Genomic DNA, 15687 nt, shown 5'->3' with positions numbered 1-15687 from the left:
CCTTTCCTCGTGCGCGTCAATGCAGCGGAGCGCCCTTGAGCGCGAGCGGAATCTCCCAGACGACGGCGGCCTTCTCGCGCATCTTGGCGGGACTCATGCGCTGCCAGATGCTTTGCACGAGCACGGCGAAGTCCTGCGGCGCGAGAGGCGCTCCCAAGGCGGAAAGCGTGTGGCGGCGCAAAAAATCGGCGAACGGGGCGGGCATCTGCGCCTCGCGCTGTGCGAGCAGCAGGGAAAGCCGCGCGTCGACGAGGCAGAGGTGCAGCGATGCTCTCGCGAGCGACTCCTCTGACGGCAGATGCCCCTTGGAAAGACCGCCGAAGGAAAGCGGCGCGTCCCCCCAGCCGTCCTTGAAGATGCCGGGAATCCGATAGAGAAGGAAGAGGACGCCTTCCTTCTCGTAGAGGGCAAGCTCCATCTCTCCCGTGCGAAAGGCCTCGATGGCGATGATGTCGCTCTTGGCGAGCTGCAAAATGAACATCGCGCCGTTCGCATCGACTTGAAAAAGTCCGCCCTCGCCTTGCTGGCGGATGGGCAGGGGAAATTTCTCGCCGATTTGAAAATCTGTATATGACATGGAATCCTCCTTTACTTTTTATGGAAAACAGGCGCAAGGCAAGCACGCTTGCCTTGCGCCTGTTTTTTCTTATCGCGGGCATGAGATGCGTCCGACTCGTTCAACTGTGTGGTGCAGTTCCTCGACGAGCGGCGTCTCGGCCGCGCGGTAGTACATCTCCTTGCCTTCGCGCCGCGAGGTGATGAGGCCGCTCGCCTTCAAGAGCCGCAGGTGGTGCGAGATCGCCGGACTCGACATCTGCATGTAAGCGGCGATGTTGATCACACATTCCTCGTAATGGCACAGGAACCAGAAGATATGCAGCCGCGTCGCGTCACCGAGCTGCTTCATGGCCGCCGATACCGTGGCGAGCGTATCCGCATCGGGCATGTGCGGCAGGGCGGCCCCTTGATGGCCGTGATCGTGCGGCAGGCGCACGGGAGTCTCCTGCATGGTTTCCAGTCCCTTCAAGTGAATTTCAGCGTGCACCGTCATTCTTCAGCGCCGTCATTCCTCGACCTTCTTTTTGACGATGCCGAGGCAGAGCGCACTGAGGACGGCGCCGGCGAAGATCGCGACGAGATAGAGCAGCGGGTTGCCAATCGTCGGCACGACGAAGATGCCGCCGTGCGGGGCGCGCAGCGTGCAGTCGAAGAACATCGACAGGCCGCCCGCCGTCGCCGAGCCGATGACGCAAGACGGAATCACGCGCAGGGGATCGGCTGCTGCAAACGGGATCGCGCCCTCCGTGATGAATGAAAGCCCCATGATGTAATTGACGACGCCCGATTTCCTCTGCTGTTCCGTGAAGCGGTTCTTGAAGAATGTCGTCGCAAGAGCGATGGCGATCGGCGGCACCATGCCACCCGCCATGACCGCTGCCATGATGCCGTATTCGCCCGATACGAGCATGCCCGTGCCGACGACGTACGCCGCCTTGTTCACGGGACCGCCCATGTCAACCGCCATCATGCCGCCCATGAGGACACCGATGAAGATGCGGCTCGACGTGTCCATGCCCTTCAAGGTCTCGATCATCCAGTTGTTGATGCCCGCGACGGGCGGGTTGATCACGAAGATCATGATGACACCCACGAGGAAGACGCCGAGAAGCGGATAGAGAAGCACGGGCTTGATGCCTTCCAAAGAGTGCGGCAGATCGGCGAAGACCTTCTTGAGCGCATTGACGACGTAGCCCGCGACGAAGCCTGCGATGAGCGCCCCCAAGAAGCCCGCGCCGCTCGAAGAGGCGAGCGCGCCGCCCACGAAGCCGACGGCGAGTCCCGGCCTGTCCGCGATGCTCATGGCGATGAAGCCTGCGAGCACGGGCAGCATGAAGCCGAAGGAGATGCCACCGATGTCCATGAAGGTCTTGGCGTACCAGAGATTTGAGCCGAAGTTGCCGGGGTTGGCGGGGTCGAAGGTGTCAAGGAGGAAGGCGAGGGCGATCAAGATGCCGCCGCCGATGACGAACGGCAGCATGTGCGAGACGCCGTTCATCAGATGCTTGTAGATTTGGCGCGTGATGCTCTCGTCATCTGCCGCGCTTTCCTCCGCTGCAGCCGCGCCGCCCGCATGGTGGTAGATCGGCGCTGTGCCGGAGAGCGCCTCGTCCAAGAGCGCGTCCGCCTTGTTGATGCCGTTCGCGACCTTCGTCTGAATGACGGGCTTGCCGTCAAAACGCGCCATCTCCACGTTCTTGTCCGCCGCGACGATGATGCATGCGGCGTCGGCGATTTCCGCCGCCGTCAGGATATTCTTTGCGCCGCCTGAGCCGTTCGTTTCCACCTTGATGGGGATGCCGCGCTTCTTCGCGTGCTGCTCTAGGCTTTCCGCTGCCATGAAGGTGTGGGCGATGCCCGTCGGGCACGCCGTGACGGCGAGGATCTTCTTGGTGATTGCCGCAGGAGCCGCAGTGCTTTCGACTGGTGCGGCTGCCTGTGCGCCGGCTTCTGCTGCGGCGGGCGCAGGCTCTGCCGCAGCCTCGAATTTGCCATCTTCCTTCGCGTCGATGAGCGAGAGGAACTCTTCCTTCGACTTCGCCGCGACCAAAGCTTCCTTGAAGTCGGGATCCATGATCATCGTCGCGAGTTTGCTCAGGACTTCGAGATGCACATCGGCTGCTGTGTCTGGCGCGGCGATTTCAAAGAAGAGGCGCGAGGGATTGCCGTCCATCGCCTCGAAATCCATACCCGCCGGCACCGTCATCGCTGCAAGCCCCGGCGCCTTGACGCCCGCGCTCTTGGCGTGCGGCGTCGCGATGCCGTCGCCGAGTCCCGTCGTGCCCGACGCTTCTCGTGCGAGCACGTCCTTTTCGTACTGCGCCTTGTCCGAGAGATTGCCGCCCTTTTCCATCAGTCCCGTCAAGATGGCGATGGCGTCACGCTTGTCCTTCGGTTGTGCGCCGAGCATGATGCTCTCGCTCTTCAATAAGTCCGTAATACGCATATCGACCGCTCCTTTCTTTCAGCCGGCGTTCAGCCGATGGCCTTCAATAGCGCCTCGACTTCGGGGCGCCGTGCGAGGTTTTCGGAAAATGCCGACGCAGAGCCTGTCGCGACGCCCATGAAGAAGGCGTCACGCCACGAGCCGCCCGACTCCTCGTAGCCGGCGAGGAAGCCCGCGACCATCGAATCGCCCGCGCCGACAGAGTTCACGAGCGTTCCCTTGGGCGCGGGACTCTTGAAGGATTCTCCGCTTTCCGTCAGGAAGAGCGCGCCTTCGCCCGCCATCGAGATCAGCACGTTCTTCGCGCCCATCTCCTGCAGCTTCTTCGCGTGCGCGATCAGCTCCGCTTCTGTCTTGAGCTCCGTATCGAACATCTCGCCGAGTTCGTGGTTGTTCGGCTTGATGAGCCACGGCCCGTACTTCAAGACATTGAGGAGCAGCCCCTTCGTCGCGTCGACGATGATGCGGATGGAGCGTCCTCCGAGTCGTTCCATGATGCGTTCATAGATGTCGTCGGGCAAAGTGTTCGGTATGCTGCCCGCCAGGACGAGCGTATCGCCCGCCTGGAGCTGTTCAAGCTTTTGGAAAAGCTCCTCCTGCGCCGCCTCTGTAATTTGCGGCCCTTGTCCGTTGATTTCCGTCTCTTCCTTCGCCTTGATCTTCACGTTGATGCGCGAAAATCCTTCTGCGAGGTGTACGAAGTCCGCCTCGCAGCCGAAGCTCTCGAACTGCTTTTTGACAGCCTCGCCCGTAAATCCCGCCACGAATCCCAGCGCACGGCTCGCGTGGCCGAGGTTCTTCAAGACCATCGACACGTTCAGTCCCTTGCCGCCGGGCAGGATATGCTCGTACGTCACGCGGTTGATCTCGCCTTTTTCGAGCGAGTCGAGCCGCAGGATGTAGTCGAGCGACGGGTTGAATGTCACGGTGTAAATCATATTCTTCACCTCAATCCAATATGACACCGATTATCACGATTTCAGTATACCTTAGGGACGGATGAAAAGGCAAGAAGAATCGAAGTCTTTTGCGTCTCGGACATTCGCGGCAAAGGCGTGTGCGGCAGATCTTTCTGCGCTCGTTTGCACGTCAATGTACCTCGCGCCTGTGCCCGAGGGCGAGGGAGAGGATGACGAGCCGCTCGTCCTCAATGGCGCAGATCAGACGGTAGTCGCCGATGCGGTAGCGCCATTCGCCCTTGTGGTTACCCGTGAGTGCCTTGCCGTGCGCACGAGGATTTTCCGAGTTCGTGAGATTTTTGACAATCCAGCCGCGAATGATGCGGCGCGTATAGCTGTCAAGCTTCTTGAAATCCCGATCGAAGGCGGCGGTCGTCTGCACCGTATACGTCATCTTCAAGATCCAGCTCCTTCCACAAATCTTCAATCGGTCTTGCCTGCTTGCCGCTACGCAGATACTCCTCATACGCCTCGTCGGCAAGCGCGATGTCGTACTCGTCCTCGATCTTTTCGAAGAGCGCCCGCTTGAATGCTTCGGCGAGCGAGAGCGCGTGCAGCTTCGCGTAGCTTTCAGCGAGCGCCCGCTCCGTGTCCGTCAGTCGGATTGAAAAGCTCATTTCCATCACTCCTTTCGTTAATTACAATGTACTACATCAGTATGAGACTGTCAATTCCCTTCCTTATAAATAATCCGTGCAGGCGCAGACAGATGGCGCGATTTCCCTTGAATCCCCGCTCCGTTGTGCTATAATGGAGATTACTATGAAAGTCCAAGAAGTCAAGCCCGAAGGGCGCAGACGGATTGGTAAACTTTCATTAAGGGCGGCGCACAATGTCCACGAAGTGGATGTTTGTGCGTGTAGTTTGCACATTGAAATAGTGGCTTGGATAGTCTTTGGGGAGGCGTCTTTTGACCTTGTGGCATGACTTTTTGCGCGGCCTTGCGCTTGCCGGCGTATTTTTTGTGACGAGCGCAGGCGTCTGTCTGGCGAACCATGCGGTGCGCGTTTCGGATCTCGATGCGGCGGCCTTTGTCGCGCGTTACAACGATACGGCTCAGCGCGAGGATTCCGTCGTGCGCCTTGCCGCGCCGTTTCTGTCGAACGACGTGAAGCTCAAGAATTATCGCGTTTATGAGGCCGAACTCCTCGGCATTGAGGAGAAAGGGAGGCTTTTTTTGAACGTCAACGAGGCGGGGGCGCTTTCGAGCATCGTCATGAAGAGCGAGAAGGCCCCTGTGCCGCGCTCTTTGGCTCTGCGGCGCGTACTGGCGCTCGCCTTGGAATCGCTGGGGCTGACGGAGGCGGAGCGTGCGGACTTCTTCAGCTCGGAAGAGAAGTCGCCGGACAAGGGCGGTGTGCTGCGCCATGCGTGGTGCAAGGCGGCGGGGCGCAAGATTGTCGCCTTCTACGACGCCGTCCATGCGCCCGACATCCTTGTGCTCTACGCATGGGATGAATGATGAATATAAGAGATAAGGCGGGTGGATACGCTGTGTGTCCACCCGCCTTGCTTGAAGAAGGAGGAATTTTCCCGATGAAAGATACTTTGGTCAAGGCGATGGCGGGCGACTTCCGCATTTATGCGGCGCGCACGACGCATCTCGTCGGCGAAGCCGTGCGCCGCCACGACTGCCTGCCCGTCGCGGCGGCGGCTCTCGGCCGCACGATGACGGGGGCGCTGCTCCTCGCGGCGAACCTCAAGAACGAGGAGGCGCTGACCGTGAAGTTCGCGGGCGCAGGACCCTTGGGCGCCATCGTGGCGGATGCCGTGCCCGAGGGCTTCGTGCGCGGCTATGTCGAGCATCCACATGTAAATCTGCCGCTGAACGCGAAGGGAAAGCTCGACGTCGGCGCGGGCGTCGGCACGGGACTCTTGACGGTCACGCGCTTCACGGGACTCAAGGATCCTGTCGCCGGCTCGTCCGAGATCGTCACGGGCGAGATCGCCGAAGACTTGACGCGATACCTGTATGATTCGGAGCAGACGCCGTCTTCCGTCGCGCTCGGCGTGCTCGTTGCGCCCGATCTTTCGGTGTTGGCGGCGGGCGGCTTCTTTGTGCAGCCATTGCCAGGTGCGTCGGAGGAATCGCTTTCCCAGTTGGAGGAGAATCTTGCCGCGCTTCCCGCCGTTTCCGACATGGTGCATCAGGACATGACGGCGCACGAGATCGCCGGGCGCGTCATGCAGGGCTTGGGCGAAATGCAAGTCCTCGCCGAGACCGAGCTCGCCTTTCGCTGCTCATGCTCGAAGGAGCGCGTTGAGTCCGTGCTTCTGAGCCTAGGTACAGCGGATCTCGCGTCCCTCGTCGCCGACGGCAAGGCGGAGGTCTGCTGTCACTTCTGCGGCGAGAAGTACGCGTTCATGCGCGAGGACTTGGAGGCGCTGCTCGCCGAGAAGGAGCGGGCGGCGAAGGGGTGAACGGCAAGGGAGCGTCGCCGCATCTTGCCAAAATGCCATTCTTATGGTATCCTTTTGTCGGTAAAGGCGATGAGGAAGAGGAGTACGCTGCAAGCGCCGCTTCAGAGAGGGGATGGCTGGTGAGAATCCCTGCGGCGGGCGGCGGAAGGTCACTTCGGAGCTTTCGGGCTGAAGCCGCATGGCGCATTTTGCTGTTCGGTGTGTAGGCGCGGGCGCGGCGGCGGCGTTATGCCTTAGAGCTGCAGGGTGTTTCGCCTTGCGGGAAGTTAGGTGGTACCACGGAAGCAGGCTCTTCCGTCCTTTCGGACGGGAGAGCTTTATTTTTTGTTTGCGGGAGGTTTATGCGGGCTGCGGGGATTTGTCTTGCGGCTGTCCGTGCTTCCTGCAGGGGACTTTTGCGTCAATGCGACATGTATGGAGGTTTTTTCATGGCAAAGGATAATATCCCGAAGGTTTATGAGCCGCAGTCGTTTGAGAAGAGATGGTACGAGTTCTGGGAGGAGAACGATTTCTTTCATGCCGAACCCGAGGAGGGAAAGAAGCCGTTTTCCATCGTGATTCCGCCGCCCAATGTGACGGGGCAGCTGCACATGGGGCACGCGCTCGACAATACCTTGCAGGACATCCTGATCCGCTGGCGGCGCATGCAGGGCTATAATACTCTTTGGATGCCGGGCTGCGACCATGCGGGCATCGCGACGCAGGCGAAGGTGGAGGCGGCGCTTCGCGCAGAGGGTACGAACCGCTACGAACTCGGGCGCGAGAAGTTCACGGAGCGCGTCTGGCAGTGGAAGGAGGAGTACGGCAGCCGCATCATGTATCAGCTCCGAACGCTCGGCTCTTCGTGCGACTGGGCGCGCGAGCGCTTCACGATGGACGATGGCTGCTCGCGTGCCGTGCGCGAAGTTTTCGTGAGCCTTTACGAGAAGGGGCTGATCTATCAGGGGACGCGCATTACGAATTGGTGCCCGTCGTGCAATACGGCACTCTCGGACATCGAAGTCGAGCACGAGACGGAAGCGGGTCATCTCTGGCATCTGCGCTATGCTTTCGAGGACGGCGAGGGCTATGTTGAGATCGCGACGACGCGCCCGGAGACGATGTTCGGCGATACGGGAATCGCCGTGCACCCCGATGATGCACGCTACAAGGATCTCGTCGGCAGGAACGTCATCCTGCCCATCGTCAATCGCCCGATTCCCATCTTTGCCGACGAGTACGTCGATCCCGCCTTCGGTACGGGCGCGGTCAAGGTCACGCCTGCGCACGATCCGAACGACTTCGAGATGGGGCTGCGCCACGATCTGCCGCAGGTGCGCGTCATAGAAAATGACGGCACGATGTCGGAAGGTCTCGGCAAGTACGCGGGACTCGATCGCTACGAGTGCCGCAAGATGCTCGTCAAAGATCTCGAAGAGGCGGGCGTTCTCGTCTCCACAGAGGAGCATGAGCACGCCGTCGGCCACTGCTCGCGCTGCCATACGACGGTCGAGCCGCTCGTCTCCAAGCAGTGGTTCGTGAAGATGGAGAGCCTCGCAAAGCCGGCGATCGAGGCGGTGCAGGACGGCCGCATCAAGTTCGTGCCCGAGCGCTTTACGAAGATCTATGTGAACTGGCTCGAAAACATCCGCGACTGGTGCATCTCGCGCCAGCTTTGGTGGGGGCATCGCATCCCTGCGTGGTATTGCGAAGACTGCAAGGAGACGGTCGTCTCGCGCGAGGACGTCGAGACCTGCCCGAAGTGTGGCGGCCATCATCTGCACCAAGATGAGGACGTGCTCGATACATGGTTCAGCTCGGGACTCTGGCCGTTCGAGACGATGGGCTGGCCTGATGCCACGCCGGAACTCAAGCAGTTCTACCCGACGAGCGTTCTCGTGACGGGCTATGACATCATCTTCTTCTGGGTCGCACGCATGGTCATGATGGGCTTGGAGTTCGGCAAGGACATCCCTTTCCGCCACGTATTCATCCATGGTCTCGTGCGCGACAGCGAGGGACGCAAGATGTCGAAGTCGCTCGGCAACGGCATCGATCCCGTCGAGGTCATCGACAAGTACGGCGCGGACACCCTGCGCTTCATGCTCATTACGGGCAACACGCCGGGCAACGACATGCGCTTCTACTGGGAGCGCGTCGAAGCGGCGCGAAATTTCGCGAACAAGCTGTGGAATGCCTCGCGCTTCATGCTCATGAATTTGGAGGACTTCGATGCGAGCTTCACTCCGACGGCGGAGGACTATACGCTCGCCGACCGCTGGATCTTGTCGCGCTGCCAGAAGACGGCGGCGGGCGTGACGGAGAATCTGGAGAAGTTCGAGCTGGGCGAAGCGGGGCGCATGATCTACGAGTTTATCTGGAGCGAGTTCTGCGACTGGTACATCGAGTTGGCGAAAGCGCGGCTCTATGACAAAGATGCGGCGGGCGAGCGCTCGAAGAAGACGGCACAGTATGTCCTCTCGTACGTCTTGGAGCGCACGCTTCGCCTGCTGCACCCCTTCATGCCGTTCCTCACGGAGGAGATTTGGCAGCGCGTGCCGCATGAGGGCAGGAGCGTCATGATCGCGCCGTGGCCCGAGGCGGACAAGGCTCTCGTCGACGAGGCGGCGGAGCGCGAGATGGCGAGCATCATGGAAGTGATCGTGCGCATCCGTAACATGCGCGCCGAGGTTGAGGCCGCGCCAGGCAAGAGGAGCGAGGTCATTTTGCACTTCGCGGACAAGGCGCTCGCGCCCGTATTCGCCGCGCACGCCGCGTACTTCGCCGCGCTCTCGTGGGCGGAGCCTCTGACCGTCTTGGAAGACGGCGCGGCGAAGCCCGAGAATGCCATGGCGGCGATCGTCTCGGGTGTCGAGGTCTACCTGCCTCTGAGGGGGCTCATCGACGTCGAGAAGGAAAAGGCGCGTCTGGAAAAAGAATTGGCAAACCTCGTCGGCGAGGAGAAGCGCCTCGGCGGCAAGCTCGCGAACGAGGGATTCGTCAAGAAGGCGCCGCCCGCCGTCGTCGAGAAGGAGCGCGAAAAGCTCGAAGCGGCGCGGGAGAAGAAGAAGGCGGTCGAAGAGCGTCTCGCCTACCTGGCGAAGCTCTGAGGAAGGTGGGGAAATGGACTACAAGGAAAGTCTTTCTTACCTCGAAAGTCTCAACGTCTTCGGCTCGAAGCTCGGCCTTTCGCGCATCGAGCGGCTCACGGAGCTGCTCGGCCACCCCGAAAGGCGATACAGAACCGTCCATGTCACAGGCACGAATGGCAAGGGCTCAGTCAGCGCCATGACGGCGGCGATTTTGACGGAATCGGGCTTTAGGACGGGACTCTACACCTCGCCGCATCTCACTTCCTACACGGAGCGCTTCGTCATCGACGGCGAGCAGGCGAGCGAGGAGGACTTCGCGGCGGCGATCTCGGCTGCAAAAGAGGCGGCGGAGGCGATGCTCGCCGAGGGGCTGGAGCAGCCGACCGAGTTCGAGGTGCTGACGGCGGCGGCGTTCTATTATTTCGCCGAAAAGGACGTCGATTATGCCGTCATCGAGGTCGGTCTGGGCGGGCTTCTCGACTCGACGAACGTCATCATGCCCGAGGTCGCCGTCATCACGAACGTCGCCATGGAGCACGCTGACCGCTGCGGCGGCACGCTCGAAGGCGTCGCGCATCACAAGGCGGGTATCATCAAGCGGGGGGTGCCCGTCGTCACGGCGGCTGAGGGCATGACGCTCGATGTCGTGCGCCGAAAGGCCGCGGCGGAGGAAAGCGAAATCTTCGCCTATGGCGAAGATTTCCGCGCGGCCGCAGGTGCTGAGGGAATCGACTTCTCGTCGAAGGACGGCGGCGCAGCGCACTACGCGCTCGCGCTTGGCGGCGCATACCAGCGGCAGAACGCCGCGCTCGCCATTCGGACGGCGATGCTCCTCGCCGAGAAGCATCGCGCCGTCACGCACGAGACAATCGCCCGCGCCTTGAAGTCCGTCGCCTGGCCGGGGCGCTTCGAGCGCTTTGCGCTCGAAGGCGTGCGCATCGTCGTCGACGGCGCACACAACCCGGCGGGGGCGGCGGCTCTCAAGGAGAGTCTTGACGCGGCATTCGCGGGCGAGAAGCGCGTGCTGCTCCTCGGCATCTTGGAGGACAAGGACTACCGCGCGATGCTTCGGACGTTCGTGCGTGCGGACGATCGCGTCGTCATCACGCCGCCGGATTCGGCGCGCGCGGGCGACCCCGAGAACCTTGCCCGCGTCGCGCGGGAAATCACGCAGGAGGTCGAAGTCGTCCCGGCGGCGGACGCGGCGCTCTCGCGTGCGCTCGACTGGGCGGCCGGACGGCGCATCCTCTGCGCGGCAGGCTCCTTATATCTCATAGGGAACTTGCGGCGTCTGCTTTTGGAGAGGGGGGCGCACCATGACGGCTAAGGACAGCCTGTCGGATTATCTTGCGGGCGGCATCTACTATGCCATCTTGCTCGAAGCCTTCCTCATTGCGCTCTCGCCGCCCCTGGCGACGGCGGCTCTGCTCCTCGGCGTCATCTTCTGGCTCGCGCGCCTCGTCGTCGACAAGGAGTGCCGTCGCTTCCGCCGCCTGCCCTACGACGTGCCTGCCGCGCTCTTCGCGCTTTTGGGCGCGGTTTCCATCTTTGTCTCGCCCGACCGTGGCTTCAGCTTCTACAACTATTATAACCTCGTCGGCGTCTACCTTCTGACGTATCTTCTGATCGGGCAGAACGTCCAGGCGTCGCAGGACATCCGCAAGATCGTCTACGCGCTCGGTCTCTCGTGCGTGCTCGTCGTGCTCTACGGCTTCTACCAGTTCGCCTTCGGCATCGACACGAGCACGATGAAGTGGGTCGACGGTGATGCCTTCCCCGAGCTCAAGAAGCGCGTCTTCTCAACGTGGGAGAACCCCAACATTCTCGCGGGCTATCTCGACGTCGCCATGTGCTTCGCCTTCGCCTTTTTCGTGAAGATGCGCGATCAACGACGGCGCATCGCGCTCGGTGCGGCGCTCGTGCTCCTGGCAGCGTGCCTCGCGATGACGTATGCACGCATGGCGTTCCTCGTCGTCGCCCTGATCTTCATCCTCTACGGTATGTTCCGCGACGGGCGCGTGCTGCTTGCGGTCGGCGTCGTCGCGGGCGCGCTCTTCCTCCTCGACCCCGCGCTTCTCGACCGCGTGACGTCGGTCTTCACGCGCGTCGACACCTCGTCGGAAATGCGCCTTGCGCTGTGGGAAAGCACGCTCGCTATGATCGGCGACCATCCGTTCTTCGGCATCGGCTGGGGTGCCTACTGGATGGTCTACCCCGAATACGACTTCTACCTGCAGGGCGCGGACGTGCTCATCGTCCACGCGCACAACATGTATCTGAACTACGCGGCGGAGATCGGCGTCGTCGGTGCCGTAGCCTTCCTGTGGTTCTTCTTCGGCACGATGGGGCTGGCCTTCTTCTCGAAGGTGCATGACAGTGAGGGCTTCCGCCAAGGGCTGATGCTGGGGGTCAGCCTCGCCTTCTTCTCCATCGCGCTGAACGGCCTCACGGACGACGTGCTCTTCAACATCCCGTCGTCGATGCTCCTGTGGCTTCTTGCGGCGCTCGCCGCCGTCACAGAGTTTGCGGGCAATGAGGAGGACGAGGCCATCGTCATGGACGAACTGGCGGCGAGGAAGCGGCAGAAGCTTCGAGAGCTTCGCCAGAGGGCGAAAGAGGGCGGCGAATCGCCTAAAAATAGCGGCGAAGAGTCCGAAAATTGACTTGACGCTAAAGCGTCGAAGTGGTATTCTTTAGCTTAGGATATAATTGTCGCATAGTAGTACGATAAGCCTCAGTTATCCCATTTTCGCGCGATAGCGAGAAGCTATCATGCGGAAACGGAAGAGGAGGGTGAGTTCGGCTGCGGCGGCAGTTCATCACTGGAAGCCCGGCTCTTCCTGCTTTCCCGGGAGAAGCGGCGGTTTCCTTAGATTACACGGGCCGGACGGCCTTGTGAGGGAGGATGTATTGAATGATTGACATCTCGGATCGCGTACGCAACAAAGACCTGCAGGCGAAGATCGTGAGCGCGGAGGAAGTGGCGGCCTTCATTAAGCCGGGCATGAGCATCGGCATGAGCGGCTTCACCGCTTCCGCTTATCCGAAGGCAATTCCGCTTGCCCTGGCCGAGCGCATGAAGAAGGAGCCCTTCACCGTTGACATCTGGACGGGCGCTTCGACCGGCCCGGAGCTTGACGACACGCTTGCCGCCGTCCACGGCATCAAGAGGCGCTTGCCGTACCAGACGGACGCCATTCTTAGGGGCGAGATCAACAATGGCTCCGTCGACTATCTCGACCTCCATCTGAGTGAGTCCGCACAGCTCGCACGCGTCGGCTACCTCGGCAAGCTCGACATCGCCATCGTCGAAGCCGTCGCCATCACAGAAGAGGGCAACATCATTCCGTCGACTTCGCTCGGCAACGCTGCCTCTTATGTGCAGCAGGCCGATGTCGTCATCGTCGAGGTCAACACGACGCAGCCGCTGGAGCTTGAGGGCATGCATGACGTCTACGTGCCGCTCGACCCGCCGAATCGTCTGCCGATTCCCATCGTGAAGGCGGATGACCGCGTTGGCACGCCGTTCATCCCGTGCACGCCGGACAAGATCAAGTACATCGTGCCGTGCGACATCAAGGATCACACGCGTGACCTCGCGCCGATCGACGAGAATTCGAAGAAGATGTCGCAGTTCACGCTCGAATTCCTCAACGCGGAGATCAAGGCGGGCCGCATGCCGAAGAACCTCTTGCCGCTGCAGTCGGGCGTCGGCAACGTCGCGAACGCCGTCATGGCGGGCTTCGTTGACTCCGACCTCGAAGACCTCACGGTCTACACCGAGGTCATCCAGGACGGCATGCTCGACCTCATCGACGCAAACAAGCTGAACTTCGCCTCGGGCACGGCATTTTCACCCTCGCCGGCGGGCATGGAGCGCTTCTACAAGGACGTCGCGAAGTACAAGAAGTACCTGCTGCTGCGTCCGCAGGAAATCTCCAACAGCCCGGAAGTTGTCCATCGCCTCGGCGTCATCGCCATGAACACGGCTCTTGAAGTCGACATCTACGGCAACGTGAACTCCACACACGTTACAGGCACGAAGATGATGAACGGCATCGGCGGCTCGGGCGACTTCGCGAGAAACGCCTTCCTGACGATCTTCTACACGCCTTCCATTGCGAAGAACGGCGCGATCTCGTCCGTCGTTCCGATGTGCTCGCATATCGATCACACGGAGCACGACGTTGACGTCATCATCACGGAGCAGGGCATCGCGGATCTGCGCGGCCTTGCACCGAGGGCGCGCGCCTTGGAGATCATCAACAACTGCGTGCATCCCGACTACAAGCCGGTGCTGCTTGACTACTACAACAGAGCCGTAGAGGCCACCAAGCATGCACATACGCCGCACATCATCAAGGAAGCGCTTTCCTTCCATGAGAAGTTCATCGAAACGAAATCCATGAAATAAGGCGCAGAAAACATTTTTTTGAACGGATCGGAAATCAATGGGGAAAAGGAAGCGGCTATAGACCGCTCGGACTTCCGCGGCAAAGACACGCAGGAGACGAGCGGATGCGCCCCTTTTTGCATTCCCTGACAGGAGGAAAACAATATGAGCAATGAGAAAATCCAGGCCGAGTTGGAAAAGTACGAGGCTGACCTGAAAAAGACCACCGCGAAATTCCCGCTTCGCCCGCACGTTCCCGAGCAGGGTCTCTACACGCCGCTCGACGTCGAGGGCGAGAACTACGTCGAGGATCTCGGCGTTCCGGGCCAGTTCCCCTACACGCGTGGCGTGCAGCCTACGATGTATCGCGGCCGCTTCTGGACTATGCGTATGTACGCCGGCTTCTCCACGGCCGAAGAGTCCAACAAGCGCTACCGCATGTTGATCGCGACAGGCGCGTCGGGCCTCTCGTGCGCTTTCGATCTGCCGACGCAGATCGGCTACGACTCCGACGATTCGATTTCCGAAGGCGAGGTCGGCAAGGTCGGCGTGGCGATCGATTCGCTCGCTGACATGGAGACCCTCTTCGACCAGATTGATCTCGGCAAGGTCTCGACGTCCATGACGATCAACGCCCCGGCTTCCGTGCTTCTTGCGATGTACATCGCTGTTGCTGAGAAGCAGGGTGTGCCCGCAGACAAACTCACGGGCACGATTCAGAACGATATCCTCAAGGAGTATGCGGCTCGCGGCACCTACATCTTCCCGCCGCGTCCGTCCATGCGCCTCATCACCAACATCTTCGCTTACTGCTCGAAGAACGTACCGAAGTGGAACACCATTTCCATCTCGGGCTACCATATCCGCGAAGCCGGTTCCACGGCTGCTCAGGAAATCGCGTTCACGATTTCCGACGGCATCGCCTACGTCAATGCCGCCATCGAGGCGGGACTCAACGTCGACGATTTCGCGGGCCGTCTCTCCTTCTTCTGGAACGCGCACAACAACGTGCTCGAAGAAGTCGCGAAGTATCGTGCATCTCGTCGCATCTGGGCGAAGATCATGCGCGACCGCTTCGGCGCGAAGAAGGACAAGTCCATGAAACTCCGCTTCCATACCCAGACTGCAGGCTCCATGCTCACGGCGCAGCAGCCGGACAACAACATCGTCCGCGTCGCACTGCAGACGGCGGCAGCCGTCATGGGCGGCACGCAGTCCCTCCATACGAACTCCCGCGACGAAGCGCTCGCGCTTCCGACGGAAGAGTCCGTCTCCATCGCTCTGCACACGCAGCACATCGTTGCGCATGAGAGCGGCCTCGCTGACGTCATCGATCCGCTGGCAGGCTCCTACTATGTAGAGGCCATGACGAACCGGATCGAGAAGGAAGCGATGGAGTACATCAAGAAGATCGACGAGATGGGCGGCGCTGTCGCTGCCATCGAGAAGGGCTACATCCAGAAGGAAATCCAGGACAGTGCTTACGCCTGGCAGATGGATGTCGAGTCCGGCGCTCGCATCATCGTCGGCGTCAACAAGTATCAGAAGGAAAACGAGGAGCCGCCGAAGGACCTCCTGAAGGTCGACGCCTCCGTCGGCGAGAAGCAGAAGAAGAAGCTCGCCGAGGTCAAGGCGAAGCGCGACAACGCAGCTGTGAAGTCCGCGCTCGAAGCCCTCAAGAAGGCGTGCGAGGATGAGAAGGAAAACCTCATGCCGCACATCCTCACGGCTGTCAAGACGTATGCGACGCTCGGTGAAATCTGCGGCGTCATGCGCAGCGTCTTCGGCGAATACGAGGCTCATACGTCCCTGTAATTCGCAGGGCTTTTGGGGAAAGCC

General features: G+C 60.9%; 13 protein-coding genes and 1 other annotated feature. Of the genes, 7 read left to right on the top strand and 6 right to left on the bottom strand.

All coding sequences use genetic code 11. The features are described 5' to 3' along the window. Positions 1-16: 16 nt before the first annotated feature. From QZ177_RS06685 to relB, 6 genes are all read right to left on the bottom strand, one after another. On the bottom strand, positions 17-577 hold the full coding sequence (locus tag QZ177_RS06685) for a hypothetical protein (protein ID WP_294176216.1): 561 nt from the start codon (positions 575-577) through the stop codon (positions 17-19). 69 nt (positions 578-646) lie between these two features. Continuing rightward, positions 647-1051: a metalloregulator ArsR/SmtB family transcription factor gene (locus tag QZ177_RS06680; RefSeq protein ID WP_294176215.1), complete on the bottom strand. Its 405-nt coding sequence runs from the start codon at positions 1049-1051 to the stop codon at positions 647-649. Positions 1052-1063: 12 nt separating this feature from the next. After that, positions 1064-3004 carry a fructose-specific PTS transporter subunit EIIC gene (locus QZ177_RS06675; RefSeq protein ID WP_294176214.1) on the bottom strand — a complete coding sequence of 647 codons (1941 nt, stop codon included), beginning with the start codon at positions 3002-3004 and terminating at the stop codon, positions 1064-1066. Positions 3005-3033: 29 nt separating this feature from the next. After that, the gene (pfkB, locus tag QZ177_RS06670; protein ID WP_294176213.1) at positions 3034-3942 is read right to left on the bottom strand and encodes a 1-phosphofructokinase; all 909 of its coding nucleotides are present in this window, start codon (positions 3940-3942) and stop codon (positions 3034-3036) included. Between the two features lie 151 nt (positions 3943-4093). Beyond that, positions 4094-4357, bottom strand: coding sequence for a type II toxin-antitoxin system RelE/ParE family toxin (locus tag QZ177_RS06665; protein ID WP_294176288.1), 264 nt, complete (start codon positions 4355-4357; stop codon positions 4094-4096). Next, positions 4302-4580 (bottom strand): type II toxin-antitoxin system RelB family antitoxin, encoded by a 279-nt coding sequence (gene relB / locus QZ177_RS06660; protein ID WP_294176212.1) that lies wholly within the window; start codon positions 4578-4580, stop codon positions 4302-4304. The genes QZ177_RS06665 and relB overlap by 56 nt, the downstream gene beginning before the upstream one ends. Positions 4581-4873: 293 nt before the next feature. Between relB and QZ177_RS06655 the strand changes: the two genes are divergently transcribed. The 7 genes from QZ177_RS06655 to QZ177_RS06625 all read left to right on the top strand — a co-directional run bounded on the left by QZ177_RS06655 (position 4874) and on the right by QZ177_RS06625 (position 15663). Then, complete coding sequence (locus tag QZ177_RS06655; RefSeq protein ID WP_294176211.1) at positions 4874-5425, top strand: hypothetical protein; 552 nt, start codon at positions 4874-4876, stop codon at positions 5423-5425. Between the two features lie 74 nt (positions 5426-5499). Beyond that, positions 5500-6384, top strand: coding sequence for an Hsp33 family molecular chaperone HslO (gene hslO, locus QZ177_RS06650; RefSeq protein ID WP_294176209.1), 885 nt, complete (start codon positions 5500-5502; stop codon positions 6382-6384). 60 nt (positions 6385-6444) lie between these two features. After that, positions 6445-6689 (top strand) — a binding site (T-box leader). Between the two features lie 123 nt (positions 6690-6812). Continuing rightward, positions 6813-9473 carry a valine--tRNA ligase gene (locus QZ177_RS06645; protein WP_294176207.1) on the top strand — a complete coding sequence of 887 codons (2661 nt, stop codon included), beginning with the start codon at positions 6813-6815 and terminating at the stop codon, positions 9471-9473. 13 nt (positions 9474-9486) lie between these two features. Next, a complete protein-coding gene (locus QZ177_RS06640) occupies positions 9487-10782 on the top strand; it encodes a folylpolyglutamate synthase/dihydrofolate synthase family protein (protein ID WP_294176205.1) in 1296 nt (431 codons plus the stop codon). Continuing rightward, positions 10772-12118, top strand: a complete 1347-nt coding sequence (locus QZ177_RS06635) for an O-antigen ligase family protein (RefSeq protein ID WP_294176202.1) — start codon at positions 10772-10774, stop codon at positions 12116-12118. The genes QZ177_RS06640 and QZ177_RS06635 overlap by 11 nt, the downstream gene beginning before the upstream one ends. Before the next feature lie 251 nt (positions 12119-12369). Continuing rightward, positions 12370-13869, top strand: a complete 1500-nt coding sequence (locus QZ177_RS06630; protein WP_009646151.1) for an acetyl-CoA hydrolase/transferase family protein — start codon at positions 12370-12372, stop codon at positions 13867-13869. A gap of 144 nt (positions 13870-14013) precedes the next feature. Beyond that, on the top strand, positions 14014-15663 hold the full coding sequence (locus tag QZ177_RS06625; RefSeq protein WP_009646138.1) for a methylmalonyl-CoA mutase family protein: 1650 nt from the start codon (positions 14014-14016) through the stop codon (positions 15661-15663). Positions 15664-15687 lie beyond the last annotated feature (24 nt).

Origin of the sequence: uncultured Selenomonas sp. (assembly GCA_905372355.1) — a bacterium.
In the GTDB taxonomy this organism is placed as follows: Bacteria; Bacillota; Negativicutes; order Selenomonadales; family Selenomonadaceae; genus Selenomonas.
This window is presented reverse-complemented; position numbering and strand designations above follow the sequence as displayed.

What these genes read in the sequence shown, in the direction of transcription:
- QZ177_RS06685 (WP_294176216.1), bottom strand. Translation starts at nt 577, where the DNA reads ATGTCATATACAGATTTTCAAATCGGCGAGAAATTTCCCCTGCCCATC.
- QZ177_RS06680 (WP_294176215.1), bottom strand. Translation starts at nt 1,051, where the DNA reads ATGACGGTGCACGCTGAAATTCACTTGAAGGGACTGGAAACCATGCAG.
- QZ177_RS06675 (WP_294176214.1), bottom strand. Translation starts at nt 3,004, where the DNA reads ATGCGTATTACGGACTTATTGAAGAGCGAGAGCATCATGCTCGGCGCA.
- pfkB (WP_294176213.1), bottom strand. Translation starts at nt 3,942, where the DNA reads ATGATTTACACCGTGACATTCAACCCGTCGCTCGACTACATCCTGCGG.
- QZ177_RS06665 (WP_294176288.1), bottom strand. Translation starts at nt 4,357, where the DNA reads ATGACGTATACGGTGCAGACGACCGCCGCCTTCGATCGGGATTTCAAG.
- relB (WP_294176212.1), bottom strand. Translation starts at nt 4,580, where the DNA reads ATGAGCTTTTCAATCCGACTGACGGACACGGAGCGGGCGCTCGCTGAA.
- hslO (WP_294176209.1), top strand. Translation starts at nt 5,500, where the DNA reads ATGAAAGATACTTTGGTCAAGGCGATGGCGGGCGACTTCCGCATTTAT.
- QZ177_RS06645 (WP_294176207.1), top strand. Translation starts at nt 6,813, where the DNA reads ATGGCAAAGGATAATATCCCGAAGGTTTATGAGCCGCAGTCGTTTGAG.
- QZ177_RS06640 (WP_294176205.1), top strand. Translation starts at nt 9,487, where the DNA reads ATGGACTACAAGGAAAGTCTTTCTTACCTCGAAAGTCTCAACGTCTTC.
- QZ177_RS06635 (WP_294176202.1), top strand. Translation starts at nt 10,772, where the DNA reads ATGACGGCTAAGGACAGCCTGTCGGATTATCTTGCGGGCGGCATCTAC.
- QZ177_RS06630 (WP_009646151.1), top strand. Translation starts at nt 12,370, where the DNA reads ATGATTGACATCTCGGATCGCGTACGCAACAAAGACCTGCAGGCGAAG.
- QZ177_RS06625 (WP_009646138.1), top strand. Translation starts at nt 14,014, where the DNA reads ATGAGCAATGAGAAAATCCAGGCCGAGTTGGAAAAGTACGAGGCTGAC.